The organism is Candidatus Buchananbacteria bacterium (genome assembly GCA_013359225.1).
Classification (GTDB): Bacteria; Patescibacteriota; Patescibacteriia; order Buchananbacterales; family UBA6539; genus JABWCG01.
Window position 1 is genome coordinate 52,564 of record JABWCG010000004.1, and the last position, 12,994, is coordinate 65,557.

Annotated in this window: 10 protein-coding genes; 6 read left to right on the forward strand and 4 right to left on the reverse strand. The window is 45.7% G+C overall.

The genetic code is table 11. The features are described from left to right. Positions 1 to 81: 81 nt before the first annotated feature. The 3 genes from polA to dapA all read right to left on the reverse strand — a co-directional run bounded on the left by polA (position 82) and on the right by dapA (position 4,382). Positions 82 to 2,811 carry a DNA polymerase I gene (polA, locus tag HUU49_05020; protein ID NUM25942.1) on the reverse strand — a complete coding sequence of 910 codons (2,730 nt, stop codon included), beginning with the start codon at positions 2,809 to 2,811 and terminating at the stop codon, positions 82 to 84. Between the two features lie 83 nt (positions 2,812 to 2,894). Further along, the gene (locus HUU49_05025) at positions 2,895 to 3,311 is read right to left on the reverse strand and encodes a response regulator (protein ID NUM25943.1); all 417 of its coding nucleotides are present in this window, start codon (positions 3,309 to 3,311) and stop codon (positions 2,895 to 2,897) included. 12 nt (positions 3,312 to 3,323) lie between these two features. Further along, positions 3,324 to 4,382 (reverse strand): 4-hydroxy-tetrahydrodipicolinate synthase, encoded by a 1,059-nt coding sequence (gene dapA, locus HUU49_05030; protein ID NUM25944.1) that lies wholly within the window; start codon positions 4,380 to 4,382, stop codon positions 3,324 to 3,326. Between the two features lie 130 nt (positions 4,383 to 4,512). Between dapA and HUU49_05035 the strand changes: the two genes are divergently transcribed. Together HUU49_05035 and HUU49_05040 are read left to right on the forward strand one after the other, a co-directional pair. Further along, complete coding sequence (locus HUU49_05035; GenBank protein ID NUM25945.1) at positions 4,513 to 6,882, forward strand: AAA family ATPase; 2,370 nt, start codon at positions 4,513 to 4,515, stop codon at positions 6,880 to 6,882. Between the two features lie 53 nt (positions 6,883 to 6,935). Then, a complete protein-coding gene (locus HUU49_05040; GenBank protein ID NUM25946.1) occupies positions 6,936 to 8,939 on the forward strand; it encodes a 3-deoxy-manno-octulosonate cytidylyltransferase in 2,004 nt (667 codons plus the stop codon). Between the two features lie 17 nt (positions 8,940 to 8,956). On the opposite strand, the gene HUU49_05045 is transcribed toward HUU49_05040, so the two are convergent. Then, positions 8,957 to 10,183, reverse strand: coding sequence for an aminopeptidase (locus HUU49_05045; GenBank protein NUM25947.1), 1,227 nt, complete (start codon positions 10,181 to 10,183; stop codon positions 8,957 to 8,959). 179 nt (positions 10,184 to 10,362) lie between these two features. Here HUU49_05045 and rpsP point away from each other — a divergent pair, with 179 nt between their 5' ends. The 4 genes from rpsP to HUU49_05065 form a co-directional block, all read left to right on the forward strand. Further along, positions 10,363 to 10,737 (forward strand): 30S ribosomal protein S16, encoded by a 375-nt coding sequence (gene rpsP, locus HUU49_05050; GenBank protein NUM25948.1) that lies wholly within the window; start codon positions 10,363 to 10,365, stop codon positions 10,735 to 10,737. 277 nt (positions 10,738 to 11,014) lie between these two features. Next, positions 11,015 to 12,250: a hypothetical protein gene (locus tag HUU49_05055; GenBank protein ID NUM25949.1), complete on the forward strand. Its 1,236-nt coding sequence runs from the start codon at positions 11,015 to 11,017 to the stop codon at positions 12,248 to 12,250. A gap of 235 nt (positions 12,251 to 12,485) precedes the next feature. Beyond that, positions 12,486 to 12,803 carry a KH domain-containing protein gene (locus tag HUU49_05060; GenBank protein NUM25950.1) on the forward strand — a complete coding sequence of 106 codons (318 nt, stop codon included), beginning with the start codon at positions 12,486 to 12,488 and terminating at the stop codon, positions 12,801 to 12,803. Between the two features lie 75 nt (positions 12,804 to 12,878). Next, on the forward strand, positions 12,879 to 12,994 hold a 116-nt coding region (locus HUU49_05065), incomplete at its 3' end, for a glycosyltransferase family 2 protein (protein NUM25951.1).

A 12,994-nucleotide genomic window follows, 5' to 3' on the forward strand; every position in this document is an offset into this window, starting at 1 on the left:
AAAGTCAATATATTAAACAAAAAATGGCCTTATTCAGGCCATTTTTGATAATCTTAGTTTAAATTTAGCTCAGTTTAGTAATTAATCAAAACTGGCAAGCTCGCCCCAGTTCTCCCCGGCTTTCAGGTGGGTTTCCACTGGTGCGCGGAGCTTATAAATTCCTTCCATGGCAGTTTTAACAAACACTGCTACTTGTTTAAGGTCAGCCTCGGGTACCTCAAAGACTAATTCGTCGTGGACTTGTAAAAGCATGCGGGCATCAGGACAGATGTTAGGCAGACCCTGATGGATCTCAATCATCGCGAGTTTCATTAAGTCGGCGGCGGTGCCTTGGATAGGGTGATTAATTGCCGCGCGTTCGGCAGCGGCACGAATTTGTTGGATGTTGGAGTTAATTTCCGGAAAATACCGACGGCGGCCAAACCAGGTTTCAACGTATCCTTTGTCAGACGCAAGTTCTTTGGTTTTGTCTAAGAAATCTTTAATGGAGTGGTGAATTTCAAAATAGCGGTCAATAAAATCCATAGCGCGTTGACGACTAATACCGGTGCCGGCGGCTAGACCCCACGCTCCCTGGCCATAAATAATACCAAAGTTAACGGCTTTGGCGGCGTAGCGCATTTCTTTAGTAACTTTTTCCAGCGGCACCTCGTTGATTTCGGCAGCGGTGCGAGCGTGAATGTCCTCTCCCTTTTTGAATGAAGCAATCATTTTTTCATCATTAGCGAGTGACGCGATAATACGTAGTTCAATTTGGGAATAGTCAGCCGACAACAGTCGGTAGCCCTTAGGCGCCACAAAGGCTTTACGAATTTGATTGCCTAGTTCGGTGCGAATGGGAATGTTTTGGAGGTTTGGTTCGGACGAACTCAAGCGACCGGTAGCCGCTACCGTTTGATTAAAACTGGTATGTAGTCGAGCGGAATTATCAACTAGTTTAGGTAAGGCATCAAGATAGGTTGATTTTAATTTAGTCAGCTCGCGATATTTAATAATATGATCAATAATTTTGTGAGACCCCTGGAGTTTTTCGAGTTCAGCCGCGGCGGTTGAAACACCAGTCTTGGTATGAGCCAGGCCTTGCGTTGAAATATTTAATTTCTCAAATAAAATTTCTTTCAGCTGCAAGGGTGAAGCAATGTTAAACGTTGTGCCGGCCAGTTTGTAAATTGTGTCTTCAAGCGTTTTAATGTCTTTGGTCACCGCTTTGCTCATTTGATTTAGAAACTTAGTATCAAGTAATACGCCATTTTTTTCCATATTGGCTAACACCGGCACCAAGGGCATTTCAATTTTTTCAAACAAGCCGAGATTATTTTTAGTTTCTAATTCCACGCGCAGTGGTTCAACCAGCCGCCAAGTAAAATCGGCGTCTTCACAAGCATAGTCAGATACTTGATCAAGCGGCACGTCTTTAAGGGTAATCTGTCCCTTGCCCTTGCCAATTAGGTCGGTAATCGGCTGCATTTGATAGCCTAATTCCGTAAACACCAGTCCGTCTAAATTGTGTTGACGACTGCCGGGGTTAACAAGATAGGAGGCAATCATGGTGTCAAAGTGGACACCCCTAACATTAATGCCGGCGTGATCCAGGCTTTCTAAGTCAAACTTGATATTGTGTCCGGCTTTTTTGATGGTAGCGTCTTCAAGAATCGGTTTGATTTGGTTCAGCCATTCAGGTTTAGCAACCAGATAATAGGCTTTGCCGGCTTGCCAAGCGACACTAATACCAAGTAGTTCGCTTTGAAACGGGTCAAGGCCGGAAGTTTCAGTGTCCAGCGCAAATATTTTTTGGGCAGTAAGTTCTTTAAAGAATTTTTTAAAGTCGATGTCGGTGTTGACTAAGCGATAATCGAATTTTTTTGATTTGGTTTTAGCCGACGATTCAAACCTAAAGCTGTCTTGGCCCTTGGGTGTGCCTTTGGCTAACTCTTTTGGTAGTTTGGCAATTAGTGATTTAAATTCCAGTTCCTGAAATATGTCTAATACCCGGTTGATATCGTAACCTTCAACTTTGGAATCGGTAAGCGAAAAGTTAATCGGTACGGTATCGACCAACTGAGACAATTCTTTTGACATGAAGGCTTCTTTTTTTTGTTCAGATAACAGCTTACGGTAGCGTTCGGTAATTTTTGGTGAGCCCAAATTATTATAGAGGTTTTCTAATGTCTTAAATTGTTGTAGCAAGCTGATCGCGCCTTTTTCGCCGATGCCGCGAACACCCGGAATATTGTCGGATGGGTCACCGCGCAATGCTTTATAATCAACGATTTGTTCCGGGGTGAGGCCATCAAAGCGTCGACGGACTTCATCGGGCGTGTAAATCAAGGTATCAGAAATGCCTTTATGCATGGTTAAAACTTCCGTGTTATCATCAACAAGCTGCAGCGTGTCCATGTCACCGGTAACAATAACGGATTTAATTTTTTCAACGTCAGGGTGGCGCGTCAGGGTGGCAATCACGTCGTCGGCCTCAAACCCTTCCTGCTCATAGATTGGGATATTAAAAGCCCGAACTATTTCTTTAATCCGGGGGAACTGTTGATAGAGCTCATCAACCTGCTTGGTGCGGGTAGCTTTGTACTCGGTGTATTGTTTATGGCGAAATGTCGGCGCGGCCAAATCAAAAGTAACAGCCAGGTAATCTGGTTTAAGATCTTTTAGGACTTTTAACAGCGTCATGGTAAAGCCGTAAACCGCGTTAACAATCTCGCCGTTTTTAGTAGTCATGGTCGGCGGCAGAGCGTGAAAGGCGCGGTGGACTAGGGCGTTACCGTCAATGATGACGAATTTTTCTTGTTTTTTAGCCATAGAAGCATTATAACATCTTTGTTTTAGATAAAGAAAAAGCGCACCAATATTTCTAATAGGTGCGCGTGACAATAAAGATCGGATTAGCTTTGCGCCAAAATTGTGGCGCGGCGGTCTGGGTGTTGTCCGCTGACAAAACCCTTGCCGTCGGCGGCCAGGAGTAGGCCTCTCACGAATACCGGTTGGGTAAAAACGTTGTTGGCGCCAGCGGCAATGCAGCGTTCGGCTAATTGCCTGTAGAGTTCCTCGGTTGCCGTCAGGGCGACAACCGTTTCAGCCGTTCGCAATTTTCGCGTCCGGCTGATTAGTTCCACGTCGTCGGCGTTTTCTAACCGGATAATCAACGGCTTGAGGCCGTGTTGAGCTGTCCAGTCGGCCAAGTGATCAACATCCGAAAAGACTTGAACGCGGATGTTAAAATCGCTGATTTGGACTGCCAGGGCGTGCAAGGCATCATTGAGGTTACCTAGCAGGCAAATCGTTTGATGGTTAGTAACCAATCAGTTACTCCTTTAGCCAAGCTGTTGTCGGACATTGATTCCGTAAAACGCTTCCAACCGGGAAAACGTTTCCGGGGCGTTATGATGAACTTCATCCAAAGCTTGCCGGCAGGCAGCCTCGGCTGAATCATCAACCGGTCCAAGCGGCGGCCGCATGGTACCGGTATCAAGACCAAGGATGCGCATCATGGTTTTGATGGCGCAGGGGTTGGGCCACTTGTCGGTGACGTGGCTTTGGGGATCGTGGTTAGTTCGCGGTCCGGCTGAACTGACGCCAACTTTACCAAACAGCGGGTTGAGTTGTTGGTTAAGTTGGCGGCCAAGCGCACAGTTGCGACGAAGAATGGCCTTAACCATCCGGTCAATCGGGTTTGGGATGATGTTACTCATCACCGAAATCACACCGTCGCCGGCAATGCCGTCGGCAATCATCATGTCAGCAGTGATGGCGTCATCGCCGCTGAAAATCTTGAAATGCTCAAGGATCCCAATTTCGTTTTGGACCAAGAAGCGCGTCCGGCGCATGTTTTCAAGATCGCCTGTTGCCTCTTTGACCGCACGAACGTTGGGGCACTCTTGCGCCAAGATCGCCAGGTCAAGCGGCTCAAGCTTGCAGCAGGTGCGTCCCGGGATGATGTAGGGCACGACCAGACATTTGGGGTTGGCGTGGTAGACGGCTCGCGCAATCGGTTGGTGGTAGTGTTGGCGCAATTGAGCCGAAGCTGGCTTGTTGTAATAAGGCTCAACCAGCAAAACCCCGTCCGCGCCATCTTCGGCCGCCTCAATGGAGGCTTTGAGGGCTTCGGCGGTGTTATTGCTGCCAGTGCCGGCCAGAACAAAGACTCGACCCTTGGTCCAAGAGATCACGCGCCTGATTAGGCGGTAGTGTTCTTCCCAGGTTAGGGTTGGGCTTTCGCCGGTGGTGCCGCAAGGCAGTACGCCAGCCACGCCTTGGCTGATTTGAAATTCCAGGTTGCGCTGCAGGCGCTCCCAATCAATTTCGCCGTTTTCGGTGAACGGCGTCACCAGGGCGGTGGTTACGCCCACCAGTCGCGACTGTGGTTTTTCCATGACTTAACCTCTGGTTGTGTTTGGCCAAATTTTACAGGGCAAAAACTTGAAGCAGAAAAAAACTACTTCTGCTAAACATAGTAAAAATGTTGTTTTTTGTCAATTATTTTGGTAAAATAATTCTAAGTTTATGTATCTTCATAAGATTGAAATTCAGGGCTTCAAGTCATTTGCCCAAAAAACCGTCATCGAATTTCCACGACCCGGCTCCGGGTCTCCTTTAATTAAAAACGGTTTGACTCATAAAAATGAACCGCAACTCCCCCAAGGGGTTTGTGGGATTGCTTGTATTGTGGGCCCAAATGGTTCGGGTAAGTCTAATATTGTGGACGCCATCCGTTGGGTACTAGGTGAACAAAGCCTGAAAAGTTTACGGGGCAAAAAGTCACAGGATGTTATTTTTGCTGGTTCAGAGCAAAAGAATAAATTGAGCTTAGCCCAAGTATCGTTGCACGTTAATAATGAAGACGGCGCGATGCCGGTTGATTATCAAGAAGTCGTGGTGTCACGAAAGATTTTTCGAAATGGCGAAAGTGAATATCGAATTAACAACAGTAAGGTTCGGTTACAAGATGTTTTATTGTTACTTGCCCGGGCCAATTTTGGGCAAAAGAGCTATAGTATTGTATCGCAGGGTTCCATTGATCAAGTAATCATGGCTAGCCCCAATGAACGCAAAGATTATTTTGATGAAGCGGTCGGCGTTAAACAGTTTCAGCTTAAGCGTGATCAGTCGTTAAATAAATTGGAGAATGCCTGGAATAATTTACGCCAGGTGGACGCCCTCTTAACTGAAATTACTCCCCGCCTTAACTCTTTGACGCGTCAGGTCAAGCGGTTGGAGCGCCGGGAAAAAATTGAACATGAATTGCGCGAGATGCAGCAGCAGTATTATGGTTGGATGCATACGAATCTGGAAAATCAGATCAACGAGTTAAAACCAAAATTACAAACAATTGAACAAGGTCTTAAGAATAAAGAATCAGAACTACGAGAATTACAGCAGCAGTTGCGTACTTTAGAAAAGCAAGAATCGCGCACTAGCGTTTTTAGCGAACTGCAGCAGAAGTATCAGCAAGCGTTGGAGCAAAAGAACAAGCTTCGCGAAGAACAGTTGATGCTGCAAAATAAAATTGAAATTGCCAAAAATCGCATTGTTGATAAAGCCGTGGCTATGCCAACCTCCGAAATTATTAGCCGACTAAAAGAAATTGAAAAGTTGCAGGAAAGTATCGCGACTAATGTGGCGTCAGCCGAGCCGGCCGCCATGGCCCAGGCGCGCGAAGATATCCGAGAGTTGGCTCGGTTGATTAAAGAATTGGTTAGTCAGCTGGAAAATCCACGCAGCAAAGAGCAGACCAAGGCCGAAGTTGATCCGCAGCTACTTGAAGATTTGCGGGATGTTGAGAAAGATTTGCAGGCAATTGAGTCCCGAGTGGGTGCCGCACAAAAAGATATTGAGAATTTTAATCAGCAAGAAGAAAAACAGAAAGGGAAATTCTTTGATCTGCAGCGGCAGATTACCAAATATCAAGACGAATATAACCGCTTTAGCAATGAGGTGTCAGGTCTACGGGTGGAAATGGCTCGGCTAGAAACCAGGCAGCAAGACCTGCGCTCAGAAATCAAGGAAGAAATGCACGGACTTGATTGGCTAAAAGAATATACTGCTCGTCGGATTGATGAAGCTGAATTGCGGTCGGAGATGCTTAAACTAAAACGCCAGCTGGAGTTGATTGGCGGCGTGGACCCCGAGACCGTAAAAGAATACGAAGAGACAAAGGAGCGGTTTGATTTTCTAAATACCCAGGCGGAAGATTTGCGTTCGTCCATTAATAGTTTGGAGCAAGTGATTAACGATTTGGATGATAAAATCCAGATTCAGTTTGACCATGCATTCAAGAGTATTAATCGAGAATTCACTCACTTTTTTAATATACTGTTTGGTGGCGGTAAGGCGGAACTGGTTTTGATTAAGGAAGATGAGGCCGAAAAAGAAAAAACCAAGACAGCCGCTTCGGTCGCCGAGAGTGAAAATAGCGAAGATGGTGGTCAGCCAGTTAGCATTTTACAAACTTTAACTGAAGCGGAAGAAAACTTAAGCCCAAAACGATTTTTGAAGAAGAAGACCGGTAAAGTTATTACCGGCATTGATATTGTTGCCACTCCTCCCGGTAAAAAAGTTTCCTCAATCAATATGCTGTCTGGCGGCGAGCGCTCGCTTGCCTCAATTGCTTTAATTTGCGCAGTGATTGCCAACAATCCTTCACCGTTTGTAATTTTAGACGAAGTTGACGCGGCATTAGACGAAGCTAACTCTCAGCGTTTTGCTAAAATTATTTCTGAACTTGAGCATAAGACTCAATTTATCGTGATTACTCACAACCGTGCGACCATGCATCAGGCCGATATTTTGTATGGTGTGACTATGGGCGAGGATGGCATTTCCAAACTAATCAGCTTGAAACTGGAACAGGCCGAAAAGATTGTTCGACAATAAGCGTTTTAGCATAACCAGTGATCCGTCGCGATGGCTGGTTCATTTTTTTAAAAATGAAACTAAAGAAAAAATTAAAAATTATTGCCGTTATTCCGGCTCGCTATCAGTCATCCCGATTGCCTGGCAAGCCGTTGGCGTTGATTGATGGCAAGCCAATGATTCAGTGGGTCTATGAACGAACCAAGGCTTTTATAGATTTTGAAGATGTGATTGTCGCCACTGATGATCGGCGGATATTTGATACAGTGTCGGCTTTCGGTGGCAAAGTTGAAATGACCAGCCCGGGCCACCTAACTGGTACGGACCGGGTGGCTGAAGTGGCCGCCAGACATCCGGATGCTGATGTGGTTGTTAATGTGCAGGGTGATCATCCGTTTGTGGACAACAGCTTGTTTGAAAGACTGATTGCGCCTTATTTTATGTATAACCCACCGGCGGTAGTAACGCTTGCCAGCCCTTTGGTGCTTAGTGATTTTACCAACGACAATGTGGTAAAAATTGTTTGTGATAACCGCGGTAGAGCGATTTCATTAACCAGAACATTAATATCCACTGACCAGTATCGGGCTAGTCGGCATATCGGGCTGTATGCCTTTAGGGCTAAGTCTTTACGTATTTATACAACATTAAAACAAAAACCGTTGGAGCTTGAACGGCACATTGAGATTTTAAGATTTTTAGAATATGGCTACCCCGTTTTGGCTATCAGGGTTGAGGATGCCGGGTTAGCGGTCGACACCCCCCATGATTTAATTGCCGCCAATGATTTTGCCAAACAGGTAAAAACTAAAACGATAAAAAGAATTATTTGTTGTCAGAGTACTCATGGTTTGTTAGCAGCGTTAGCCGCAGCTAAATTTATTGAATCTAAAACCACCGATCGGGTGGAATATGTAAATTATTTGGTGGTGTATGGATTAACCTGGCGACTAGACTTAGACGCACGAGACCAGGAAGTATTTTTGATGATTAAGCAGATGGCACAGGCAGTAATGCCGTGGGCAGCTGTGGCATATCTTTCAAATCGGACGTTTACTGAAGCATTAACTAAAGATTCAACTGTTAATTTAACGCAGCTGATATATAGTATTGTGGGAACCGAAAGTGCAAACGAAGTTTATCTGTGTCGTAATCGGGATTTTTTTGGTAGCCGGTTGTTACAGGCATACAATTCGGCAACAAAAGTATGTTACGGCGACGGGCTTGGTATTTACCACGATCAAGATGTTGTGACACACGAGTATTACCGAGAAAGCATTATGCAAAGTCTGGTTACCTTCCGTTGGTGGCGGCTGCTTAAATTGCTGATTCGCTGGGTTGACGTGTCATTAATCGATCGTGAACGCTTCCAAAATTTAACTTCCGGTTATCCGATTTTAAACAAAGCAAAGATTCGGCCGTATTATCGCTATGCGTTTGATTTTGGGTGCTATCTTTTCCCCGATGGCATGGGGTTTGGTTCCGGGGACACTATTAGAAAATATCAATTGTCGCCAGATATCTTTGTGAAACTTATTGATATGATAGCCCAGTCATTTGATTATAGTTTTTTGGCGGATCTAAAAAATAAAATGATTGGCCGCAATGTGGTAGTATTCTTGTTGACTGATTTTTCGCCCGGCCGAGAGCTTCAGCTGGCAGACGAAATCGCTGCTTATGGGGAATTTCTAGATAAAAAAGTTGATAAAAAGTCTTTGGTGCTGCTTAAGGTTCACCCAAAGACTGAGCAGTATAAAATTGATAAGCTAAAAACGTTTTTTATGCAAAAACACCCGGATGTTATGATGATTGATTACCGGCAATTTTTATATATGCCGTTTGAAATAGTATTTCAGGCCTTGTTTGCAGATTTGTTGGCTCAAAAAAAATGTAGAGTGCAGCTAGTTGCTTTCCGTACTTCAACGTTGGGAGTAGCAAAAATTTTTGGTGTTTCTTCGGCCATCGGCTTTGGCTCACAATTGGTGTTAAAATATTTTAACAAATCAAATATTTTGCATCGTCTGTGGGAAGAACACCTTACGAAAAAAGCCCTCCAAAAGATTATGGAGTCACGGTAAATTGGCCCACTTTTAAGCTAAAGGGTAAATATGCCGTCTTTGTAGATGGTTTTTTGTTTGCCATTTTTGAGAGTGGCAATTACCTCTCGCTTGGCTGTTGAGATAATGTCGGTGTGGACAGTGCTGTCATTAAAGCCTAAACGTTTCCAGCCGGCTTTAGTGACTTTAGCCGCCGCACCGTCGTACGCATCGTGGTACGACGCCCCGAGCGCAATGTGAGTGTTGCCGTGCGGGCCGCCGATGTTTTCATCAAACAAAGTTTCGGCCATAAATTTAGTGATATGAGAAAATCGTTTGTCGGTTAGTGAAAACTCCCCCACCTTATCGGCATTGGGAGTGGCGATCATGTTTTTTAAGAGTAACTCATTTTTTTTCGCCTTGCTTTTAATGACGTGGCCGTTTTTGAATTCCAGTTCAATGCCCGTAATTAAGTTGCCGTAGCGGTAGAGCGGTTGGTTAAATTTAATCCAGCCATTAGTTCCTCGCCAATCCGGCGAGGTAAAAATTTCAAAACTTGGAATGTTGTTTCCACGTCCTCCGAGGAAGCGGCGTTGGTCACCGATTGTGATATGTAAATCCGTATCCGGACCGACAACATGAACTTTTTTGATTTGTAATTTGTTTAGTTTATTGATGGTAACTTGAATTTGTCCGGCGACGGCCTGCCATTTTTTGACTGGTGCGCCGTCGGTCAAAAAGCAGGCCTTGATAATTTGCTGCCAGTATTCTTCTAGGCTTAATCCGGCTTCGTCCGCCATCGCCTGGGTACCATAGAGCCCAAGCGTCCATGAAAACTTACCTTCGTTTTCTTTTCGTCGTCGCCAGTCTAGGTATGGCTTAAACGCCAGACCGCGCTGCATAATTTTTTGTGGATCAACTCCTTTAAGAGCGTGTTTGTCCGTTTCGGCGATAATGTAGATCATGTGATCAACCTGGTTGATGAGTCCGCGCATGTATTGTTTGGGGAAAAACGTCAACTGTTGATCGTTGGCCAGAACATAAAATTCCTTTTCAAATGGATAATCTTTGTCGGAATCAGGCCGGTAATCGGTAATCACATGCCCGCCGGATTTCAACACCGCGCGGCGAATTGCCATGAGCAGTGGCTTGGCGGCTTCGCTGATCGTTAAATAGGCTGTCTCGTTTGGCCTAATCCCCTGGCCTTGATTGAGGGCAAAATTCACCAAGACGTCAGCGTAATTTTCTAAAATTTTGTTTGATGGTGTGTAGATCGTGTGTTTCATAGTATTGGTATTATAGCAGTAGATTATCGGCTTGACTATTGGGTTAAAATATGCAAGAATAAAGCAACCTTACCTATCTATTGATAAATAAGGAATAGTCGACGCTCGCGGCTCCGGCGATAAAATGGAGCCATTATTAATTCACTAGGTATTTTTTTATACCCTAAAAATATTACCCTATGCTAAAAATTAGATTAGCCCGCGTGGGCAAGAAGAAACGACCGGCCTATCGATTTATCGTTTCAGAAAGCGCCCGCGACACCTACGGCAAAGCTTTGGAAATTCTTGGGCACTATAACCCCTTTACCAAAGTAACCGAGGTTAAAAAGGACCGCATTCTCCACTGGATCAGTAAAGGTGCTCAGCTTTCGCCAACGGTTCACAATATGTTGATTGATCAGAACGTGATCAAGGCCGAAAAAGTTAAGGCGTCAAAATCAAAGAAGAAAGGCGCTGACGCAGAAAGCACTGCCGCCCCGGCGGCAGCTGAAAAACCGGCTGAGACGCCCGCGGCAACTGAAGAAAAAAAGGAAGAAACTCCGGCCGCCTCATAAAAACATAGTTTACGAATATAGTGTTAAGCACCTCCGACCAGTAATCGTCGGAGGTGCTTTGATTTGGCGGTGAATTTGACATTTGTCGGTACTTTGCTACGATAGTGATATGAAATTCAACCTATTAATGAAATCTTGTCAGTCATCATCATTGTCATCAGGCCTCTCAAATTCTGGGGGAAGGTTGGTTTTTACCTAAATATAAAAGCAATTTAGTTAGCAATCAGCCTTTCACCTGTTGAGAGGCTGATTTTTTAGCGTCAGAAGCTCTTTTCACTTGTTATCTAACGTTAAGGAGGGTGGTTTGATGAAAGCGTTATTGCTGGATGGTCTTGACGGTGTTGCCGCCAACATTTTTGAAGCCGCGGGCATTGAAGTGACGCTGGCCAAAACAATTGACCGGCCGGATTTGCTTCGGCAGGTCGGCGCTTACCATTTTTTGGGAGTTCGCGGTGCGACGAAAATTGACCGTGAATTGCTGGATGCGGCCACCACCTTAGTGGCGGTTGGTCGTGGCGGTGCCGGTATGAACGGCATTGATGTTGACTACGCGACGCAGCGGGGTGTAGTGGCGTTTAATACGCCCGGCGCCAACGCTGAGTCGGTGGCTGAATGTGTAATTGGGGTAATACTTGACGCCTTACACCGGTTGCACAAGGGGTCAACCGGCATGGCGCAGCACACTTGGCTCAAGAAACAGTGCAATGGCAATTCGCTTCGTGGCCGAACCGTCGGCGTTGTCGGTTTCGGCTATGTCGGCAAGTGGCTGGCCCGGTTGTTGGAACCGTTTGGCGTTCGGGTTTTGTCTTATGACATCAATCCGACAGCTGAACTGCCTTGGGTACCGTTTGTGCCGCTGCCGGCACTGCTGGCTGAGTCTGATGTCGTCAGTTTGCATTTGCCGCTGACTTCATCAACCCGCGGCCTGGTCAATGCCGACTTTCTAAATCAGCTTAAACCCGGCGCGTTACTGGTGAATTTCGCCCGCGGTGAGCTGATTGACGAAGCAGCTGTGGTGGCGGCACTGGCCACTAATCAACTGTTTGGCTACGCCACCGACGTATACCCTCAGGAACCGCCAACTGCTGAATACTATGCGGCTAGTCCGTTGTTTAGCCGGCCCGAGCTTTTTACCGATGGTCGACTGATTATGACGCCGCATCTCGCAGCCAGTAGCGAAGAAGCACAGCAAACAGTTTCAGAAGCATTGGCCAAGCGCGCCGTCGCCTACCTGAAGGAAGGCAAAATCCCCTGGGGTGCTAATTTCCCGATTTTCTACCTAGCGAGCGTGGCTGATGCGCGGCTGATTGTTTTTCATCCCGACGAGCAAGGGATGGAAGCAGCGGTCCTGGGAGAGGTTAAGGGGTTTGCCAACATCGCCGCCAGCATTAATCAGCGCGTCGCACCGGGCGGCGTTGCCTATACCGTGATTGATGTTGACGGTGCACTTTCTCGTGAACTGATTAATCGGGTCAAGCATCTTCCCGGCGTTATTGCTGTTCATTGTGCTTAAGGGCATTACGGCTTGTTAATTTGATTAGCAAGCCGTTTTTATATTGTTACTAATCACGTTGACAAATCAAATATTTATGCTATAATAGGTATGTTCCTTTCTTAATCCAAGGAACTTTACCAGACTGTTTTTCGACAACCATCTTGGTTGTTTGTAAGGTCGGCAGTACTGGTTGCTATCGAAGTAATCGTTTTGTTGGTTAATGCTAATAAAACGAGGAACGAAATCTTGATATATGGCTGAAAAGTATTCCGATCAAGAGTTTGTCGAATACGTTGTTAGAGCGATTGTCGCTAATCCTAACGACGTCAAGACAGAGCGCAGCGTTGATGAGATGGGTGTGTTAATCACCCTTCATCTTAACCCAGCTGATATGGGTTATGTTATTGGCCGACAGGGCCAAACAGCTCGTGCTATTCGAACCCTGCTTAAAATTGTAGGTGCTAAGAATAACGCCCGAGTTAACCTAAAGATCCATGAACCAGAAGGTTCACGACGATCTTCAAGATCTGCTGACGCTGACACTTCAGTTGTCGACGATCTCAAAATCTAACCTATTAGATTTTTAACAAAACCCCGCCTTTGGGCGGGGTTTTGTTTTAGTTTTATAAAATGATAAGATAAATAAATGACTCAGCTAACCGAAAATCAACTTGAAACTCCAGTCGCCTTTTTTATCTATCGCCGAGCGAGCCTGACGGCTAAGTCGTTTGCCGCCATCAGTGAGGTTCGACCAAAAAGACT